We start from the raw sequence: 17,870 nt of genomic DNA on the forward strand, positions 1-17,870 counted from the left end.
GGGCTCGGCCGGCGGGGTCCGCACCCGTGTGCTCAGGGCACCGGTGCGGGCTCGGACGCCGCGATCCGGCGCCTTGGTGTTCAGGGCACGGGTGCGGGTTCGGGTGCCGGGGCCCAGCAGCGGATGATGTCGCGGACCGAGACGATGCCGGCCACCTCGCCGCCGTCGAGGACGATCAGATGCCTGAAGCCGCCGTGGGTCATGGCGCGGGCGGCCTCGCGCAGGGTCCAGTTCGGCGAGGCGAAGACGACCTCGGTGGTGGTGTGGGCCTGGGTGCGTTCCGTGTCCGGGTTCTGGCCCAGCCCGACGGAATCGAGGATGTCACGCTCGGTGAGGATGCCGATGCCGCCGGCATCCGGATCGAGGACCACCGCGGCGCCGATGCGGCGCGCTGACATCAGGGCTGCTGCCTGGCGGAGGGTGTGGGCGGGGCCGACGGTGAGGACCACCGTGCTCATGGCGTCACGGACCAGCATGGGTGGGGCCACCTCCTGGGAGTCTCGGAAGCTGTGCAGCCCGGCGCCGGAGGCGCCTGTGCGGCCGTTCACAAGTTCACAAGTGGGGGTAGGTCCCAGAGTGCCAGGTAAAGGACGAGTCAACAAGAGGGCGCGCGACGTCAGTTCAGGGCGTGCGGGGTCGCTCCTGCGGCTCAGTCGCGCCGGCCGAGATACCCCAGCATCTCCTCGTGGAGCAGGCCGTTCGACGCGGCGGCGTTGCCGCTGTGCGGACCCGGGCGGCCGTCCAGGCCGGTGAAGGTGCCGCCCGCCTCGCTGACGATGATCGCGTTGGCGGCCATGTCCCACAGGGACAGCTCCGGCTCGGCGCAGAAGTCGACGGAGCCCTCGGCGACCATCATGTACGGCCAGAAGTCGCCGTACGCGCGCGTGCGCCACACCCGGCGGGTCAGGTCCAGGAAGCCGTCGAGCTGGCCACGCTCCTCCCAGCCGGACAGGGAGGAGTACGCGAAGGAGGCGTCCGCGATCTCGCCGACGCGGGAGACGTGGATGCGGCTCGCGGAGGTGAGGCTGCGGCCGCTGAAGGCGCCGTGGTCCTTCACGGCCCACCAGCGGCGGCCGAGGGCGGGGGCGGAGACCAGGCCGACGACAGGCTGGTACCCGCCCTCACCTGCCTCCGTCAGGGCGATGAGGGTGGCCCAGACCGGGACGCCGCGTACGTAGTTCTTCGTGCCGTCGATGGGGTCGACCACCCAGCGGCGGGGGCCGGTGCCCTCGACTCCGTACTCCTCGCCGAGGATCGCGTCCCTCGGCCGGGCCCGCTGGAGGTGGCCGCGGATCAGTTCTTCCGCCGCCTTGTCCGCTTCGCTCACCGGCGTCATGTCCGGCTTCGTCTCCACCTTCAGGTCGAGAGCCTTGAAGCGTTCCATGGTGGTGGCGTCGGCGGCGTCCGCGAGGACGTGGGCGAGGCGCAGGTCGTCGAGGTAGTCCGGCATGTCACGAACGGTATCGGTCTCCGTCGGTACGGGACCACAGGGGGCAGGTGGGGCGGGCGTGGCGAGGTGCCCGGGGGCCGCACGGCCCCGGGTACCTCGACGCGCGGGGGACCGCGTCCCGCCCCGGCGTGTCCGGGCCACGGCGCGCCGGAACCGCGACCTGAACGCGGCGGGTCCGGGTCGCGGCGTGCGGGGACCGCGACCTGAACGGGCGGGGCCCGGCCGCGGCGCGCGGGCACCGCGGCCCGGGCGCGGCCGGTCCGACGGCGCAGCCCCCTGGCACGGCGAGAAGCGGACCCCGTATCACCGCGAACCCTTGACAGTGCATACAAGCGCGTCAAATCTGGGCGCAGAGTTGCTCCGCCCCCAGGGAGGCGACGATGCCTGCGGCCCGGGAATCGCTACTGGACGCCGCCTGTACGGCCCTTGCGCGCCGGCCGTGGTCCGCGGTGCGGATGGTCGACGTGGCCGCGGCGGCAGGGGTGTCCCGGCAGACTCTGTACAACGAGTTCGGCGGCAAGGACGGGCTGGCCCGCGCCCTGGTCCGGCGGGAGGCCGACGGCTATCTCGCCGGGGTGGAACGGGCGCTCGGCAGTTCCACCGAGGCCGCCCAGCGGCTCACCGCCACGGCCGAGTGGACGGCCGCCGCGGCCCGGGACAACGCGCTGGTCCGGGCCCTGCTCACCGGCTGCTGGAGCGAACGGCTGCCGGCGCCGCCGCTCGCCGGCGTACCGTCCTCCTCCGCCGTGCCCGCGCAGCGCCGGGCCGACGGGCCGCTGCCGGCGCCCCCCGACATCGTGCGGGCCGTACGGGACCGCGCGGTGACCGCGCTGACCGGCCCCGGTGCGGGCGCCCCCGCGGTCGGCCCCGGGGTCTCCGCGGCTGTCGGCGACGAGCTGACCCGCTCGTGCGAACTGGTGGTCCGACTCGCCCTGTCCTTCGTGGCGGCGCCACCGGGGGAGGGCGGCATGGCGGAGCTGGTGCGCGCGGTGCTCCCGCGGCAGACGGTGTAGCCGAACACCCCGCTGCGGCGCCTCGCGACTCTGCGGCGGGCTCGGCGGCCCGGGTTGCCGCGGCTCTGTTGCGGCCCCGACGGCCTGCTGCGGCCCCGGCGGCCCGGGCTGCTGCGGCTCTGCGGCAGCCCGGGTTGCTGCGGCCCGGGCTGCTCGTTCCAGAGCCCCGGTCCCGCCGTCCCTAGTGAGTGGAGCCCGACAGCTGCAGGCCGATCACGCCGACGATGACCAGGCTGATAGAGATGATCTTCAGGGTGGAGACCAGGTCGCCGAGGAAGACCATGCCGTAGATCGCGGTGCCGGCCGCGCCGATCCCCGTCCACACCGCGTAGGCGGGGCCGACGTCGAGCTTGCGCAGCGAGAGGGTCAGCAGGCCGAAGCTGCCGAGCGCGAACGAGGCGAACGCGATCGTCGGCCACAGGCGGGTGAACCCGTGCGAGAGCTTCAGGCACACGGCGAAACCGGTCTCCAGAACTCCGGCCACTATGACCAGCAGCCACGCCATGTGCTGTCCTCCCGTTGGTCCGGATCTCCGGCTCGGTGCGATTATGCACTTGCCGGACTCCGGCCCCCGCAAACAACGCGGCGCTCAGTCGCCTTCCTTGCGCTCTCGCGTGGACAGCAGCCGGCGCAGTGAATACAGCCGCGCCGGGTCCGCGTGGCCCTCCTCGACCCACGCGTCCAGCGCGCAGTCCGGCTCGTCGTGACTGCACGCACGCGGACAGCCCTCCGTACCCGGCTCCAGGTCGGGGAAGGCGAGGATGACCCGGGACGGGTCGATGTGCGCGAGTCCGAAGGAACGCACGCCCGGGGTGTCGACGACCCACCCCCGGGCACCGGTCAGCGGCAGGGCGAGAGCCGAGGTGGTGGTGTGGCGGCCCCGGCCGGTCACCGCGTTCACATGGCCCGTCGTACGGCGGCGCTCCTCCGGGACCAGGGCGTTGACCAGGGTCGTCTTGCCCACGCCCGAGTGGCCCACGAAGGCGGTGATCCGGCCGTCCAGGAAGGAGCGCACCCGGTCCGCCGCGTCCCCGTTCTCCAGCTCCTGCCGGCTGGTGACGACGTACGGGATGTCGAGGTCGCCGTACAGCTCCAGCAGTTTGTCCGGGGAGGCCAGGTCCGACTTGGTCAGCACCAGCAGCGGTTCCAGTCCGGCGTCGTAGGCCGCGACGAGACAGCGGTCGATCAGGCGGGGGCGCGGCTCGGGGTCGGCCAGGGCCGTGACGACCGCCAGCTGGTCGGCGTTGGCGACGACCACCCGCTCGAACGGATCGTCGTCGTCGGCCGTGCGCCGCAGGACGGAGGCGCGCTCCCCGATGCGCACGATCCGCGCGAGTGTGTCCTTCTGCCCGGACAGATCGCCCACCAGGGCCACCCGGTCGCCGACGACGGCCGCCTTGCGGCCCAGCTCGCGCGCCTTCATCGCCATCACGATCCGGTCCTCGACCAGGCAGGTCAGCCGTCCCCGGTCGACGGTGAGGACCATGCCCTCGGCGGCGTCCTCGTGCTTGGGCCGGATGTGCGTACGCGGCCGGTTGCCCTTGCGGTTGGGGCGGCTGCGGATGTCGTCCTCGTCGGTGTGCTTGCCGTAGCGGCGCATGGCGTATGTCCCTACTGCCCGAGCATCCCGGTCCACAGCTCCGGGAAGTCCGGCAGGGTCTTGGCCGTCGTCGCCACGTTCTCGATCCGCACGCCCTCGACCGCCAGGCCGATGACCGCGCCGGCGGTCGCCATGCGGTGGTCCTCGTAGGTGTGGAAGGTTCCGCCGTGCAGCGGGCGCGGGCGGATGTGCAGGCCGTCGGCGGTCTCGGTGACGTCACCGCCGAGTTCGTTGATCTCCTTGGTGAGCGCGGCCAGCCGGTCCGTCTCGTGCAGCCGCAGATGGGCCACGCCCCGCAGGGTCGAGGGGGAGTCCGCGAGCGCGGCGACCGCCGCGATGCCGGGGGTCAGCTCGCCGACGTCACCCAGGTCGACGTCGATGCCGTGGATGGCGCCCGAGCCGGTGAACACCAGGCCGTACTCGGTCAGTTCGCAGGAGCCACCCATCTCGGTGAAGATCTCCCGCAGCCGGTCACCCGGCTGGGTGGTGCGGGCCGGCCAGTCCGGGATCAGCACCTTGCCCCCGGTCACCAGGGCCGCCGCCAGGAAGGGCTGTGCGTTGGACAGGTCCGGCTCGACCGTCAGGTCCCGGCCGAGCAGCGCGCCCGGTGTCACCCGCCACACGTTCGGCTCGCCGCCCGACTCCGGGGTGTCCACCTGGGCGCCGACCGCGCGCAGCATGTCCACCGTCATCCGGATGTGGGGCAGGGACGGCAGGGTCGCGCCCGTGTGCCGGACCTCGACGCCCTGGTTGAAGCGGGGGCCCGACAGCAGCAGCGCCGAGACGAACTGGGAGGACGAGGAGGCGTCGACCGACACCGGGCCGCCGTCCAGGGCGCCGCCGCCGTGCACGGTCAGCGGCAGCGCGCCCCGGCCGTCGTCGTCGATCCGGGCGCCGAGCACGCGCAGCGCGTCGATCACGCCGTTCAGCGGGCGCTCGTAGGAGCGCGGGTCCCCGTCGAAACGGATCGGGCCGTCGGCGAGCGCGGCCACCGGGGGCAGGAAGCGCATGACGGTGCCGGCGTTGCCGACGTCGACCGTGGCCGGGCCGTGCAGGCCCGTGGGCAGCACCCGCCAGGCCTCGCCGGTGCCGTCGGGGCCGACCCCTTCCTCGATCTCCACGCCCATGGCCCGGAGCGCACCGGCCATCAGCAGCGTGTCGCGGGAGCGCAGCGGGCGGCGCAGCCAGCCGGGCTCGGAGGCGAGGGCGGCGAGGACCAGGGCACGGTTGGTGACCGACTTGGACCCCGGCACGTGGACCGTCGCGTCGACGGCTCCGCTCGCGTGCGGGGCGGGCCAGAGGGCGGTAGGGGCGGTGTTCGGGGCCATGGAGCCACTTTATAAGGAGGGCCGGGGGTCAACCCTCCGGCAGCCGCCGCCCGCCGCCCGCCGCCCGCCGCCCGCCGACCCGCCGACCCGCCGCCCTCCGCCGGTCAGGGAGCGCAGCTGCCGGAGGGTGGGCCTTCCGGCGGTCGGTGCCGCCATGCGCGGTTTCCGGGGGTGGGCCTTCCGGCGGCCGGTGCCGCCGTGCGCGGTTTCCGGGGGTGCGCCTGCCGCCAGCCGGTGCCCGTGCGCAGTTGCCGGGGGTCAGCGTTCCAGCAGCCAGCGCCCGCCGCCGATCAGCGAGCACAGCGACACCGCGTGGAACAGGAACAGCCACAGGCCCGCCGGCACATGGGCCAGCCGGGCCAGCTGGTCCGCGTCCGAGTCCCCGGCCCCGCCCCGCGACCGCTTGGCCTGCAGCTCGAACGGCGGCCGCACCCCGCCGAACAGCAGGAACCACACCACCGCGTACGCGAACGCCGCCTGCACCTGCGGTCCCGCCAGCCAGGACACCAGCAGGAAGGCACCGCCGGTGAGGACGACCGTCAGTACGCCGTAGGCGTTGCGGATCATCACCAGCATCGCCACCAGCAGCGCGGTGGCCGCCCACAGCAGCAGCGTGATGCGCCCGGCGGCCAGCAGGGCGGCCCCGCCCAGGCCCAGCAGCGAGGGCGCCGTGTACCCGGCGGCGGCCGTGAGGATCATGCCCAGGCCGTGCGGCTTGCCCCGGCTGAGGGTGAGCCCGCTGGTGTCGGAGTGCAGGCGGATGCCGGTGAGCCGGCGGCCGGTGACGAGGGCCACCAGACCGTGGCCGCCCTCGTGCGCGATGGTGATCGCGTTGCGGGATATCCGCCACAGCGGGTGCGGGAGAACCACGGCGAGCGCGGCGGTCAGCGTGGCCAGCACCACCCACAGGTCGGGATCGGGCTGGGTACCGGTGACCCGGTCCCAGAGGCCGGGCAGCGCGAGGGCGGCGAGGCTGTCCATGTGTCCGAGTGGCTCCCTGTCCTGGAGATGGGTGGGGGTCGGCGCGGGGCGCCGTCGTCGAAGGGTGGTGGCCGGGCGACGGGTGGGCCTGGCAGTGTGGCACGTATGTGCGGACGGTATGCATCGAGTCGTAGGCCCGAGGATCTCGCGGGCGTCTTCGAGATCGAGAAGTGGGAGCCCGAGGAGTCCCTGGAGCCGGACTACAACGTGGCGCCGACCAAGGAGGTCTACGCCGTCCTGGACCGCCCACTGAAAGACGCGGACTCTCCGCGTCCGGTTCGCCAGCTGCGGAAGCTGAGGTGGGGTCTGGTGCCCTCCTGGGCCAAGACGCCCGAGGGCGGCGCCCGGATGATCAACGCCCGCGCCGAGACCGTCCACGAGAAGCCCTCCTTCCGCCGGGCCTTCGCCACCCGCCGCTGCATCCTGCCCGCCGACGGCTACTTCGAGTGGGTCACCGGCAGGCAGGAGCGGGAGCTGGAGACCGAGGGCAAGAAGAAGCGCCCCCGCAAGCAGCCGTACTTCGTGCTGCCCGCGGACGGCTCGGTGTTCGCGATGGCCGGGCTGTACGAGTTCTGGCGCGACGGCACGCTGCCCGAGGACCACCCGGGGGCCTGGTGGGTGACCTGCTCGGTGATCACCACGGAGGCGGAGACGACCCCCCTGGCCGTCGCTCCCGCCGAGGGGCCGCACTCCCTCGCCGAGATCCACCCCCGGATGCCTCTGATGCTGACCCCGGACCGCTGGGACGCCTGGCTGGACCCGGCCCGCACCGACCCGGACGGCCTGCGCGAGCTGCTGGCCCCGCCCCCGGCCGGCCTGATGCGCGCCTACCCGGTCTCCACGGCCGTGAGCAACGTCCGCAACAACGGCCCGGAGCTGCTGAAGGAGCTGGCGGCACCGGAAGAAGGCACACTCTTCTGACGTGACTACACAGACGGTCGGTACGGCCGCCGGGGACGCCCGGATCACCTGGCACAGGGCGGAGAGGGCGCGACTGGTGCTGGCCGTGAGCCATGGGGCGGGCGGCGGCATCGAGGCGCGCGACCTCCAGGCACTGGCGCGGGCCCTGCCGGCACACGGGGTGACCGTGGCCCTCGTCGAGCAGCCGTGGCGGGTGGCCGGCAAGAAGCTCGCGCCCGCGCCGAAGACCCTGGACGCCGGTTGGCGCGGGCTGTGGCCGGCGCTCGCGGAGCCCGGCCTGCCGGTGGTCTCCGGCGGGCGCAGCGCCGGCGCCCGGGTCGCCTGCCGCACGGCGCCCGAGCTGGGTGCGCACGCCGTGCTCGCGCTGAGCTTCCCGCTGCATCCGCCGGGCAGACCGGAGCGGTCACGGGCCGGGGAACTGCTCGGGGCCGGGGTGCCGACCCTGGTCGTGCAGGGCGGGAACGACCCCTTCGGCAGGCCGGAGGAGTTCCCCGAGGGCGACTTCGAACTGGCCGAGGTGCCCGGCGGCGATCACGGCTTCGCCGTGCCCAGGCGCGCGGATCTCACGCAGGAGGAGGCCCTGGAGATCATCTGCGACCGGGTCGCCGCGTGGACCGGGACACTCGGGTGACGCCGGGAATGTTGCGCAACGGACCACTGTTGTGACGGACAGGAGTGCTGAGGCCTCGGCACCGATGTCGTAGGAGAGGAAGTCCGCCGCATGGGTTCGACCATCTGCCCGAGCCGCCGCAGCGCCAGTGACCTGGACTGGACGGTGCTGCATGCGGCCAAGACCGCTCCTATTCGAGGGGCGGCAGGCACCGGTCGTGTTCTATCCTCCGAAACGAGTGGGATCGGTATCGGTCCTGCCCGTGATCTTGAGGAGGTGGGTCCGGTCACTGGGACCGACGCAGGGACCGACAACGGCCAGGCGGAGCTGCCCGAGGGCCGGGGCGTGAGCGCGGAGGCTTCCTCCGAGTCCTCCACGGAGCGCAGCGCGCGCTTCGAGCGGGACGCGCTCGAATTCCTCGACCAGATGTACTCGGCCGCGCTGCGCATGACGCGCAACCCGGCCGACGCCGAGGACCTGGTGCAGGAGACGTATGCCAAGGCGTACGCGTCCTTCCACCAGTTCCGCGAGGGCACCAACCTGAAGGCGTGGCTGTACCGGATCCTCACCAACACCTTCATCAACTCCTACCGCAAGAAGCAGCGCGAACCCCAGCGCTCCGCCGCGGAGGAGATCGAGGACTGGCAGCTCGCCCGCGCCGAGTCGCACATGTCGACGGGTCTGCGCTCCGCCGAGTCGCAGGCGCTCGACCACCTGCCGGACTCGGACGTGAAGGCGGCGCTGCAGGCGATCCCCGAGGAGTTCCGCATCGCCGTCTATCTCGCGGACGTAGAGGGCTTTGCGTACAAGGAGATCGCGGACATCATGGGGACACCCATCGGTACGGTGATGTCCCGGCTGCACCGGGGCCGCCGTCAGCTGCGCGGCATGCTGGAGGACTACGCCCGGGAGCGCGGGCTGGTCCCGGCCGGCGCCGGAGACTCGGACGAAGCGAAAGGCTCGGGCTCATGAGCTGCGGAGAGCCGCATGAGACGGACTGCAGTGAGGTCCTCGACCATCTGTACGAGTTCCTCGACAGCGAGATGCCGGACGTCGACCGCGACAAGTTCCAGCACCACTTCGAGGAATGCTCGCCGTGCCTGGAGAAGTACGGCCTGGAGCAGGCCGTGAAGAAGCTGGTCAAGCGGTGCTGCGGCCATGACGACGTGCCCGCGGACCTGCGGGCGAAGGTCATGGGCCGGATCGACCTGATCCGCTCCGGGCACACCGTCCCCGAGCACGACGTGACCGCCACCGCGCCGGAGAGCTGAGCGCCGGGTCATCACCCGAACGTGCTAATCCGCAGACCGTAGGTCCCGCTCCCCGACATCCCGTCCTAGGCTCCGAGCCTGGACAGGCATGGTCCGGGGAGGGACACCATGGAGGGGCTACCGGCGAGGGCACGCGGTTATGTGGCCTGTGTGGCCCTGCTGGCCGTGCTCTGCCTGCTGCCGCTGCCGGCGACCCACGCCCCCTGGTGGGCGATCGCCCTGCTCGCCGCGCTGTACGCGGCCTGTGAGCACGTCGTCCGGCGCCGCTTCGGGGGCACCTTCTACCCGGTGCTGCTCGCCGGAGCGTTCCTGCTGCCCCCGCCGGCCGCGGCCCTCGTGCCACTGCCCGCGGCGCTGCTCCCTCCCGTCGAGCACCGGCCCGCGCCGGTGCGCCGTCTCTGGCGGGCCGCACAGCCCTCGCTCGCGGTGTGGGGCGCAGGGCGGGTGCACTGGGCGCTCGACGGCCGGGACGCCGTCGTCGGCTGCGACTTCCCGTACGCGCTGCTGCCGGCCGGCGCGGCCGTGCTCGCCTTCTGCCTGATCGTCACCGCCCTCGACGGCGGCATCCTCGCCGTCGCCGAGCACGTGCCGCTGCGCCGGGCCTGGCGCGGACTGCTGTCCCGCTCGCTCGCGCCGGTGGCCGTGCACGGGCTGGCCGGGCTGATGATGGCCGTGCTGTGGCGCAGCCCGTACGGCCCCGTGGCCGCCCTGCTCGTGCTGCTGCCGATGTACGTCTCCTGCTGGGTGTTCGCCCAGTACCACCGCGAGCGAGCCGCCCACCAGGCCACCATCCGCGCCCTCGTCCAGGCCGTCGACATCAAGGACGGCTACACCCGCGGCCACAGCGAACGCGTCGGGCACGCCTCGGTGATGATCGCCCGCGAACTCGGCATGGACGAGGAACGCGTCGAGGTGCTGCGGTTCGCCGGCATCCTGCACGACGTCGGCAAGCTGGGCGTTCCCACCCGGCTGTTGCGCAAGGACGGACCGCTCACCCCCGGGGAACGGCGGATCATCGAACTGCACCCCGAGTACGGGCACGAGATGGTCCGCGGGATCTCCTTCCTCGGCGAGGCCCGCGCGGCGATCCTGCACCACCACGAACGTCTCGACGGCAGTGGCTACCCGTACGGCCTGGCCGGCACGCAGATCCCCGAGTGCGCACGGCTCGTCGCGGTCGCGGACGCCTTCGACGCGATGACCTCCACCCGCTCCTACCGCAGGGCCCGCCCGGTCGAGGCGGCCGTCGCCGAGCTGGAGCGCTGTGCCGGGGCCCACTTCGACCCGCGGATGGTCGCCGCCCTCGCCCGCGCCCTGCGCGACCACGGCTGGCACCCCAGGGTCACCGCGGACGAGCCGTCGTACGCCGCGGAGCCCGAACAGCGGATCCCCAGCCCCGGCAGGCCGTGATGACGACCCTGCGGCTGATCCACGGCGCCGCCGCCCTCGTCGCGGCCGGCGCCCTGACCGTCGTCCTGTGGACCGGCCTGGAGGACCGGGGCGTGGCGCTGGCCTTCGGGGTGCTCATCGCGGTCGGCGAGCTGACCAGGTGGAGCGGTGCCCCCGACCGGCAGGCCGCGCCCCTCGGCGCCGCCGGATCACTGTCGTACGCCCTGCTCGGCGCCGACGCCGGGCGGCCGACCCCGCACGGCGCCGCCGAGGTCGTCGCCGTCGTCCTCGTCGCCGCCCTGCTCGGCAGCGTGCCGCACCTCTGGTCCGGCCGCCCCACCGTCGACCATCTGGCCCGCCGCGTGCTCACCGTCGGCTTCGCCGCCGTCTGTTTCCAACCGCTCTACAACCGGGGTGTGTTCGACTCCTGGGACGGCTCCGCCTACGCCCTGCTCCTCATCGCGCTGCTCGGCCTCACCGCCCTGTGCGACGCCGTCCTCGCCGCCGCCCTCGCGCACTGCCGCACCCGCTGGCCGTTCGGCCCGTTGCTGCGCGAGGAACTGCACGGGCTGCTCGGCATCGGCTCCGCCGTGTGCGCGACCGGCGCGGTGATGGCGCTCGCGGTCGCCGTCGCCGGCCTGTGGGCCCTGCCCGTCTTCTGCCTGCCCCTGCTGCTCACCCAGCTCTCCCTCCGCCGGTACGCGGCCGTCCGCGCCACCTACCGGCAGACCATCGCCTCGCTCGCCCGCGCCACCGAGATAGCCGGCTGCACCCCCACCGGCCACGCCCGCCGTGTCGCCGCGCTCGGCCTCGCGGTCGGCCGGGACCTCGGCCTGACCGGACCCGAGCTGACCGTGCTGGAGTACGCGGCCCTCATGCACGACATCGGACAGCTCAGCCTGGTCGATCCGGTCCCCGCCGGCGCCACCGCCGGCCTGCCCGGGGCGGAGCAGCGGCGCATCGCCCTGCTCGGCGGGGCCGTCGTCCGGCAGACCGGCGTGGCCGCGGCCGTCGCCGTCGTCGTGGAACGGCAGGCCGACCCCTGTGCCGAGCAGCCGCTCGCCGCCCGGATCGTGCGAGCCGTGAACGCTTACGAGGAGATGACCCGGGACGCCGGGCCCGAGGGACCGCTGCGGGCGCTGGAGAAGCTGCGCCTGGGCACCGCCGGGGACTACGCTCCCGAGGTCGTGGAGTCGCTCGCCCGGGTACTCGCCCGGCCGCGAGGGTGGCGGGAGAGCGGGCCGGCCGAGGACGCGGGGAGACGAACGGCACTGTCTGACCCCGCTGTGGGCTGGGTAACCCATGGGTAATGAGCGGCTTTCCCACGGCACGTGGTTGGATGCCAGGGAGAGGGTGTCCGGGGGCACAAGCCAGCCCACTGTGCGGAACTGGAACTGGCAGGCGGGAATCGTGAGGATCTTCGGAAAGGGACGGCACCGGCCCTCCGCCTCCTGGCGGCAGGCCACCGACCGGGCGTTCACGCTCATCGGTGACGGTCGGTACGAGGACGCGGGCGAGCTTCTGACACGAGCCGCCGATCTGGAACCCTGGCTGGCGGAGTCCTGGTTCAACCTCGCTCTGCTGCACAAGTTCCGGCACGACTGGGAGCAGGCCCGCGCGGCCGGACTGCGCGCCGTGGCCCTCCTGGACCGGGAGTCCGGCGCCCCCGACTGGTGGAACGTCGGCATCGCCGCCACCGCCCTGCAGGACTGGCCGCTGGCCCGCCGTGCCTGGCAGGCCTACGGGCTGAAGGTCCCCGGCGGCACCGGTGTCTCCGCGGAACCCACCGGCATGGAGCTGGGCAGCGCGGCCGTACGCCTCTCGCCGGAGGGCGAGGCCGAGGTCGTATGGGGCCGCCGGCTGGACCCGGCCCGCATGGAGGTGCTGTCCATCCCGCTCCCCTCGTCCGGCCGGCGCTGGGGCGAGGTGGTCCTGCACGACGGCGTCCCGCACGGCGAGCGCACGACGTCCACGGGGCATTCCTACCCGGTCTTCGACGAGATCGAGCTGTGGGCGCCGTCCCCCGTGCCCACCTGGGTGGTCCTGCTGGAGGCGGCCACGGAGGCGGACCGGGACGCGCTGGAGCAGCTGGCCTCCGACGCGGGGTTCGCCGCGGAGGACTGGTCGTCCTCGGTGCGGCTGCTGTGCCGGATGTGTTCCGAGTCACGGATGCCGTCGGACGAGGGCGAGGGTGTGCACCTGGACCCGCACGACCACAGCGAGCCCGGCCACCCCGGACCGCTCGGCCACCGGACGGACGGGCAGCTGTGGGTGCCGGAGCGGGAGTGCGGCGTCGCGGCGCCCGCCGCGCTGGTCAGGGGGCTGCTCGACGGATGGGTCGCGGACAGCCCGGACTCCAGGGACTGGCGCGATCTGGAAGAGGTCTGCTGAACCGCCGGTGGCAGCCCCCCTTATGGTGAGCCGCCGGCGACCGGCCCCCTTTAGGCTGTACTCGCAGAATTTTCCAGGCTTGCAGGAAGGCGTACGTCGGTCATGGCGCAGCAGGACACCGATCAGCAGCACGCAGGCGTGCTCCCCGTGGACGACGAGGGCTACGTCGTCGACACGGAGGACTGCGAGGAGCGCGAGACGGCCTGGCGGGAGCGCGGGAACTCGCGCCCCATCACGGTCGTCGGCAATCCGGTGCTGCACAAGGAGTGCGGGGACGTCACCGAGTTCGGCGAGGAGCTGCAGCAGCTGGTCGCCGACATGTTCGCCAGCCAGCGCACCGCCGAGGGCGTGGGCCTGGCCGCCAACCAGATCGGGGTCGACCGGAAGGTCTTCGTCTACGACTGCCCCGACGACGAGGGCGTCCGGCACGTCGGCGTGGTGTGCAACCCGAAGGTGGTCGAGCTGCCCGCCGACCGGCGCCGGCTGGACGACAGCAACGAGGGCTGCCTGTCCGTGCCGACTGCGTACGCGCCGCTCGCCCGTCCCGACTACGCCGAGGTGACCGGCCAGGACGAGAAGGGCAACCCGATCAAGGTCCGGGGCACCGGCTACTTCGCACGCTGTTTGCAGCACGAGACCGACCACCTGTACGGCTACCTCTACATCGACCGCCTGTCCAAGCGGGACCGCAAGGACGCGCTGCGGCAGATGGCCGAGAACGAACCTCGCTACCCCGTGGTCGCCAACGACTAGCGGACACAGTGCGGTTGGGGCGCCCGGCCGGGATCACTCCCGGTCGGGCGCCCTTCGCATGTCCCCGGTTCGCTCGTGCGTGCGTCGTACAACCGGGCGGACCCGCGGCCCTGGTGATCCTTAACCAGTCATGCAAGGGGGGATTCTCAGCACCTTGGGGTAGTGAATGGAGCAAATCCGTTCCCACGGCGGTCAGTTGTGGTGCTGAATGGGAAGTGCGGGGATACGCAACGGCGCACGCCCGGCACAACGGGAGGGGCGTGCGCTCCTGGCGGCTGAGAGGGGTTTGTTCCGTGCAAGCTTTCCCACACGGCACCACAGCGACGCCGACGGCGGTCGTAGTCCCACCCTCACTGGCACTGCCGGTGATCGAGTCCGCTTTCTCCCGGCAACTGCACCCCTATTGGCCGCGACTACAGGAGAAGACGCGGCTCTGGCTGCTGCAAAAGCGGCTCATGCCGGCGGACAAGGTGCAGGAATATGCCGATGGCCTGTGCTACACCGACCTCATGGCGGGCTACTACACAGGCGCCCCGGACGAGGTCCTGCAGGCCATAGCCGACTACAGCGCCTGGTTCTTCGTCTGGGACGACCGCCACGACCGCTGCGTCGTCCACGGCCGGGCCGGCGACTGGCGGCGGCTGAAGTACCGCCTGCACGCGGCACTCGACGCACCGAGGCATCATCTGCACCACCCCGACCCGCTGGTGGCGGCCTTCGCCGACAGCGTGCTGCGGCTGTACGGCTTCCTGCCGCGCACCTGGAACCAGCGGTTCGCCCGGCACTTCCACGCGGTGATCGAGGCCTATGACCGTGAGTTCCGCAACCGCACCGAAGGATATGTGCCCGGCGTCGAGGAATACCTCGCCCTGCGCCGGCACACCTTCGCGCACTGGATATGGACGGACCTGCTCGAGGCGAGCGCCGGGTGTGAACTCCCGGACCGTGTAAGGAAACACCCGGCCTATCGCCGGGCCGCGCTGCTGAGCCAGGAATTCGCCGCCTGGTACAACGATCTTTGTTCGCTTCCCAAGGAAATAGCGGGCGACGAGGTCCACAATCTCGGAATCAGTCTCATCAGCCATGAGGGACTGACCCTGGAAGAGGCGGTGGAGGAAGTGAGGCGGCGCGTCGAGGAATGCATCGACGAATTCCTCGTAGTCGAGCAGGAGGTCCTGCGATTCGCCGACGAAATTGCCGACGGTACGGTCCGCGGCAAGGAACTGAGCGTGGCCGTACGCGCCTGTGCCGGCAATATGCGCAACTGGTTCAGCTCCGTCTACTGGTTCCACCACGAGTCCGGCCGGTACATGGTCGACAGCTGGGACGACCGGTCCACGCCCCCGTACGTCACCAACGAAGCGGCAGGTGAGTGATGACCCTCGAGTCCGTTGAACACGTGACCCCCGAGGCCCCCGAACTGCGCGAACCGCCCCTGGCCGGGGGCGCCGTACCAGGCCTCGGACACGGCCTGAAACTCGTCCGCGACCCGCTCGCCTTCATGTCCCGGCTGGGCGAGCACGGCGACGTCGTGCGCCTCAGGCTCGGCCCCAAGACGGTGTACGCCGTCACCACGCCGGCGCTCACCGGCGCACTCGCCCTCAGTCCCGACTTCAAGATCGACGGACCGCTGTGGGAGTCCCTGGAGGGGCTGCTCGGCAAGGAGGGCGTGGCCACCGCCAACGGCCCCCGGCACCGGCGCCAGCGGCGCACCATACAGCCGGCGTTCCGGCTGGACGCGATACCGGCCTACGGACCGGTCATGGAGGAGGAGGCACACGCGCTGACCGAGCGCTGGCGGCCCGGCGAGACCGTCGACTGCACCTCGGAGTCCTTCCGGGTCGCCGTCCGTATCGCCGCCCGCTGCCTGCTGCGTGGCGACTACATGGACGAGCGCGCCGAACGGCTGAGCATCGACCTCGCCACCGTCTTCCGCGGGATGTACCGCAGGATGGTGGTCCCGCTCGGACCGCTGTACCGGCTCCCGTTTCCGGCCAACCGCGAATTCAACCGGGCGCTGGCCGATTTGCATCTGCTGGTCGACGAGATCGTCGCCGAGCGGAGGGCATCTGGTCAAAAGCCGGACGATTTGCTGACGGCATTGCTGGAGGCGAAGGACGACAATGGCGACCCCATCGGGGAACAGGAGATCCACGACCAGGTGGTCGCGATACTCACCCCCGGCAGCGAAACCGTCGCGTCCACGATCATGTGGCTGCTGCAGGTCCTCGCGGCACATCCGGAACACGCCGAGAAGGTACGGGACGAGGTCGAATCCGTGACGGGTGGCCGGCCGGTCGGATTCGAGCACGTTCGCGCGCTCAGGCACACCAACAATGTCGTCGTCGAAGCCATGCGGCTCAGGCCCGCCGTATGGATATTGACGCGGCGCGCGGTCACCGACACCACGCTCGGCGGCTATCGCATTCCGGCCGGGGCGGACATCGTCTACAGCCCCTACGCCATCCAGCGCGACGCCCGCTCCTACGCCCGCCACCTCGACTTCGATCCCGACCGCTGGCTGCCCGAGCGGGCGGGGGAGGTGCCGAAGTACGCCATGAGCCCGTTCAGCGTGGGCAACCGGAAGTGCCCGAGCGACCACTTCTCCATGACCCAGCTCAGCCTGATCACCGCGGCGATCTCGGCGAAGTACCGCTTCGAGCAGGTCGGCGGGTCGGACGACACCACCCGGGTGGGCATCACGCTCCGGCCGCAGGACCTGCTGCTGCGGCCGATGCCCTGGTAGGACCCTGGTACCGGCGCGCGCTCAGGCGGCCTGCGGGCCCCGGAACGCGCGCCGGTAGGCGTTCGGGGTCGTTCCGAGCGCCCGGACGAACTGGTGCCGCAGCGCGGCCGCCGTACCGAACCCGGTCCGCCAGGCGATCGCGTCCATCGTCTCGTCCGTACCCTCCAGCAACTCCTGTGCCAGCAGCACCCGTTGGCGAAGGACCCAGCGGTAGGGCGTGGTCCCCGTCTCCTGCTGGAAGCGCCGGGCGAACGTGCGTGGCGACATGTGCGCGCGGGCGGCGAGCTGCTCGACGGTCACCTCCTGGTCGAGATGGGCCTCCATCCATGCCAGGACCTCTCCGACGGTGTCGCACGAGGTCTTCGGCAGCGGTCGCTCGATGTACTGGGCCTGACCGCCGTCCCGGTGCGGGGGCACCACCATCCGGCGGGCGATCTTGTTGGCGACCTCCGGGCCCTGCTCCTTGCGCACCAGGTGCAGACACGCGTCGATCCCGGCGGCCGTGCCGGCGGAGGTGATCACCGGGTCCTCGTCCACGTACAGCACGTCCGGCTCGACGCTCAACCGGGGGTAACGCCGGGCGAGCCGCTCGGCGTGGTGCCAGTGCACCGCGCACCGCCGACCGTCCAGCAGCCCCGCGGCCGCGAGCACGAAGACCCCGGAGCAGACGCTCAGCACCCGGGCGCCCCGGTCGACGGCCCGCCGCAGCGCCGCCAGCAGTTCCGGGGGGTACTCCCGCTCCGCGTACGTCTCACCGGCCGGCACGGCGATCAGATCGGCCTCCTCCAGCCGTTCGATCCCGTACGGCGTCGAGACGGTGAACCCGCAGTGGGTGGCGAGGTCCGGTCCCTCGGCCGAGACCACGGCGAAGTCGTACACCGGCAGTCCCTCGTCGCTGCGGTCGACGCCGAACACCTCGCACACGACACCCAGCTCGAAGGGGTGCACGCCCTCCAGTAGCACGGCGGCCACATTCGTCAGCATGCTGCCAGTGTGCCGCACCCTTGGCAGTAAATCGAGGGTCTACGGCAGTCCTGCCACTCCCGGTAAGGAGTATCCGGCGCGACAGTGGTGTCATGAACGGAAACCAGATCGAAGGCCTCATCGGAATGCTCCTCACCCTCGGGATTCTGGTCGTCATGATCCTCCCGTCCGTCTTCGGCGTGGTGCGCGACCGGCGCATCGACCGCCAGCTCAGGGCGGCGGAGCGGGGCGAGGCGCCCGTGCCCCCGACGGCGGCGCGACCCACGGCCCGAAAGACGAACGGCGCCCGCGGTAGCCGCGGCATGGCCCGGCACGCCTGAACGGGAAAAGCGGACGGCGTCGCCCCCCCCCCCCCCCCAGTCGGGGGGGCGGGGCGCCCCCCGGGGGGGGGGGGCGCGCCGAAGTCCGACGCCCGAAAGAAGGGGGCCACCCC

19 protein-coding genes are annotated in these 17,870 nt (G+C 72.3%); 12 read left to right on the plus strand and 7 right to left on the minus strand.

The genetic code is table 11. The annotated features are described in order from the left end of the window. Nucleotides 1-80: 80 nt before the first annotated feature. Both ACGFT2_RS13480 and hisN read right to left on the minus strand, forming a co-directional pair. Nucleotides 81-476, minus strand: coding sequence for a cyclic nucleotide-binding/CBS domain-containing protein (locus ACGFT2_RS13480; RefSeq protein ID WP_393277232.1), 396 nt, complete (start codon nucleotides 474-476; stop codon nucleotides 81-83). A gap of 173 nt (nucleotides 477-649) precedes the next feature. Beyond that, entirely contained in the window at nucleotides 650-1,450 is an 801-nt protein-coding gene (gene hisN, locus ACGFT2_RS13485) for a histidinol-phosphatase (protein ID WP_393277236.1), read from the minus strand. A 380-nt stretch (nucleotides 1,451-1,830) separates the two neighbouring features. Between hisN and ACGFT2_RS13490 the strand changes: the two genes are divergently transcribed. Then, nucleotides 1,831-2,463, plus strand: coding sequence for a TetR/AcrR family transcriptional regulator (locus ACGFT2_RS13490; RefSeq protein ID WP_393277238.1), 633 nt, complete (start codon nucleotides 1,831-1,833; stop codon nucleotides 2,461-2,463). A gap of 181 nt (nucleotides 2,464-2,644) precedes the next feature. Here the strand turns inward: ACGFT2_RS13490 and ACGFT2_RS13495 are convergent, their stop codons facing one another. The 4 genes from ACGFT2_RS13495 to ACGFT2_RS13510 form a co-directional block, all read right to left on the minus strand. Then, nucleotides 2,645-2,968 (minus strand): DMT family transporter, encoded by a 324-nt coding sequence (locus tag ACGFT2_RS13495; RefSeq protein ID WP_393277241.1) that lies wholly within the window; start codon nucleotides 2,966-2,968, stop codon nucleotides 2,645-2,647. Nucleotides 2,969-3,052: 84 nt separating this feature from the next. Next, complete coding sequence (rsgA, locus tag ACGFT2_RS13500; RefSeq protein WP_393277244.1) at nucleotides 3,053-4,063, minus strand: ribosome small subunit-dependent GTPase A; 1,011 nt, start codon at nucleotides 4,061-4,063, stop codon at nucleotides 3,053-3,055. Nucleotides 4,064-4,074: 11 nt separating this feature from the next. Next, nucleotides 4,075-5,391: a 3-phosphoshikimate 1-carboxyvinyltransferase gene (gene aroA, locus ACGFT2_RS13505; protein ID WP_393277247.1), complete on the minus strand. Its 1,317-nt coding sequence runs from the start codon at nucleotides 5,389-5,391 to the stop codon at nucleotides 4,075-4,077. A 258-nt stretch (nucleotides 5,392-5,649) separates the two neighbouring features. After that, nucleotides 5,650-6,372: a M50 family metallopeptidase gene (locus ACGFT2_RS13510; protein WP_393277250.1), complete on the minus strand. Its 723-nt coding sequence runs from the start codon at nucleotides 6,370-6,372 to the stop codon at nucleotides 5,650-5,652. 105 nt (nucleotides 6,373-6,477) lie between these two features. Between ACGFT2_RS13510 and ACGFT2_RS13515 the strand changes: the two genes are divergently transcribed. The 10 genes from ACGFT2_RS13515 (at nucleotide 6,478) to ACGFT2_RS13560 (ending at nucleotide 16,453) form a co-directional block, all read left to right on the plus strand. Beyond that, complete coding sequence (locus ACGFT2_RS13515) at nucleotides 6,478-7,293, plus strand: SOS response-associated peptidase (RefSeq protein ID WP_393277252.1); 816 nt, start codon at nucleotides 6,478-6,480, stop codon at nucleotides 7,291-7,293. Nucleotide 7,294: 1 nt separating this feature from the next. Continuing rightward, complete coding sequence (locus tag ACGFT2_RS13520) at nucleotides 7,295-7,924, plus strand: alpha/beta family hydrolase (protein ID WP_393277255.1); 630 nt, start codon at nucleotides 7,295-7,297, stop codon at nucleotides 7,922-7,924. Nucleotides 7,925-8,179: 255 nt separating this feature from the next. Beyond that, nucleotides 8,180-8,875, plus strand: coding sequence for a sigma-70 family RNA polymerase sigma factor (locus ACGFT2_RS13525; RefSeq protein ID WP_393277257.1), 696 nt, complete (start codon nucleotides 8,180-8,182; stop codon nucleotides 8,873-8,875). Continuing rightward, a complete protein-coding gene (rsrA, locus tag ACGFT2_RS13530) occupies nucleotides 8,872-9,174 on the plus strand; it encodes a mycothiol system anti-sigma-R factor (RefSeq protein ID WP_393277260.1) in 303 nt (100 codons plus the stop codon). The genes ACGFT2_RS13525 and rsrA overlap by 4 nt, the downstream gene beginning before the upstream one ends. A gap of 108 nt (nucleotides 9,175-9,282) precedes the next feature. Next, a complete protein-coding gene (locus tag ACGFT2_RS13535; RefSeq protein WP_393277263.1) occupies nucleotides 9,283-10,584 on the plus strand; it encodes an HD-GYP domain-containing protein in 1,302 nt (433 codons plus the stop codon). Further along, a complete protein-coding gene (locus ACGFT2_RS13540; RefSeq protein WP_393277266.1) occupies nucleotides 10,584-11,873 on the plus strand; it encodes an HD-GYP domain-containing protein in 1,290 nt (429 codons plus the stop codon). Before ACGFT2_RS13535 ends, ACGFT2_RS13540 begins: the two co-directional genes overlap by 1 nt. 100 nt (nucleotides 11,874-11,973) lie before the next feature. Next, entirely contained in the window at nucleotides 11,974-12,954 is a 981-nt protein-coding gene (locus ACGFT2_RS13545; RefSeq protein WP_393277269.1) for a tetratricopeptide repeat protein, read from the plus strand. 102 nt (nucleotides 12,955-13,056) lie between these two features. Beyond that, complete coding sequence (def, locus tag ACGFT2_RS13550) at nucleotides 13,057-13,707, plus strand: peptide deformylase (RefSeq protein ID WP_393277272.1); 651 nt, start codon at nucleotides 13,057-13,059, stop codon at nucleotides 13,705-13,707. Nucleotides 13,708-14,000: 293 nt separating this feature from the next. After that, a complete protein-coding gene (gene cyc1, locus ACGFT2_RS13555) occupies nucleotides 14,001-15,083 on the plus strand; it encodes an epi-isozizaene synthase (RefSeq protein ID WP_393277275.1) in 1,083 nt (360 codons plus the stop codon). After that, nucleotides 15,083-16,453: a cytochrome P450 gene (locus ACGFT2_RS13560; protein WP_393277277.1), complete on the plus strand. Its 1,371-nt coding sequence runs from the start codon at nucleotides 15,083-15,085 to the stop codon at nucleotides 16,451-16,453. The genes cyc1 and ACGFT2_RS13560 overlap by 1 nt, the downstream gene beginning before the upstream one ends. Before the next feature lie 21 nt (nucleotides 16,454-16,474). Here ACGFT2_RS13560 and ACGFT2_RS13565 read toward each other — a convergent pair whose 3' ends face one another. After that, complete coding sequence (locus ACGFT2_RS13565; RefSeq protein WP_393277279.1) at nucleotides 16,475-17,437, minus strand: GlxA family transcriptional regulator; 963 nt, start codon at nucleotides 17,435-17,437, stop codon at nucleotides 16,475-16,477. Nucleotides 17,438-17,529: 92 nt separating this feature from the next. On the opposite strand from ACGFT2_RS13565, the gene ACGFT2_RS13570 reads away from it, so the two are divergent. Beyond that, nucleotides 17,530-17,757 carry a hypothetical protein gene (locus ACGFT2_RS13570; RefSeq protein WP_393277282.1) on the plus strand — a complete coding sequence of 76 codons (228 nt, stop codon included), beginning with the start codon at nucleotides 17,530-17,532 and terminating at the stop codon, nucleotides 17,755-17,757. Nucleotides 17,758-17,870 lie beyond the last annotated feature (113 nt).

The organism is Streptomyces sp. NPDC048514 (assembly GCF_043199955.1).
Classification (GTDB): Bacteria; Actinomycetota; Actinomycetes; order Streptomycetales; family Streptomycetaceae; genus Streptomyces.

Bases quoted from the DNA above. Each gene is read 5' to 3' on its own strand.
- ACGFT2_RS13490 (WP_393277238.1), top strand. From the start codon at position 1,831: ATGCCTGCGGCCCGGGAATCGCTACTGGACGCCGCCTGTACGGCCCTT.
- ACGFT2_RS13510 (WP_393277250.1), bottom strand. From the start codon at position 6,372: ATGGACAGCCTCGCCGCCCTCGCGCTGCCCGGCCTCTGGGACCGGGTC.
- ACGFT2_RS13535 (WP_393277263.1), top strand. From the start codon at position 9,283: ATGGAGGGGCTACCGGCGAGGGCACGCGGTTATGTGGCCTGTGTGGCC.
- rsrA (WP_393277260.1), top strand. From the start codon at position 8,872: ATGAGCTGCGGAGAGCCGCATGAGACGGACTGCAGTGAGGTCCTCGAC.
- ACGFT2_RS13495 (WP_393277241.1), bottom strand. From the start codon at position 2,968: ATGGCGTGGCTGCTGGTCATAGTGGCCGGAGTTCTGGAGACCGGTTTC.
- aroA (WP_393277247.1), bottom strand. From the start codon at position 5,391: ATGGCCCCGAACACCGCCCCTACCGCCCTCTGGCCCGCCCCGCACGCG.
- ACGFT2_RS13570 (WP_393277282.1), top strand. From the start codon at position 17,530: ATGAACGGAAACCAGATCGAAGGCCTCATCGGAATGCTCCTCACCCTC.
- ACGFT2_RS13565 (WP_393277279.1), bottom strand. From the start codon at position 17,437: ATGCTGACGAATGTGGCCGCCGTGCTACTGGAGGGCGTGCACCCCTTC.
- ACGFT2_RS13540 (WP_393277266.1), top strand. From the start codon at position 10,584: ATGACGACCCTGCGGCTGATCCACGGCGCCGCCGCCCTCGTCGCGGCC.
- ACGFT2_RS13480 (WP_393277232.1), bottom strand. From the start codon at position 476: ATGCTGGTCCGTGACGCCATGAGCACGGTGGTCCTCACCGTCGGCCCC.
- ACGFT2_RS13515 (WP_393277252.1), top strand. From the start codon at position 6,478: ATGTGCGGACGGTATGCATCGAGTCGTAGGCCCGAGGATCTCGCGGGC.
- rsgA (WP_393277244.1), bottom strand. From the start codon at position 4,063: ATGCGCCGCTACGGCAAGCACACCGACGAGGACGACATCCGCAGCCGC.
- def (WP_393277272.1), top strand. From the start codon at position 13,057: ATGGCGCAGCAGGACACCGATCAGCAGCACGCAGGCGTGCTCCCCGTG.
- ACGFT2_RS13560 (WP_393277277.1), top strand. From the start codon at position 15,083: ATGACCCTCGAGTCCGTTGAACACGTGACCCCCGAGGCCCCCGAACTG.
- hisN (WP_393277236.1), bottom strand. From the start codon at position 1,450: ATGCCGGACTACCTCGACGACCTGCGCCTCGCCCACGTCCTCGCGGAC.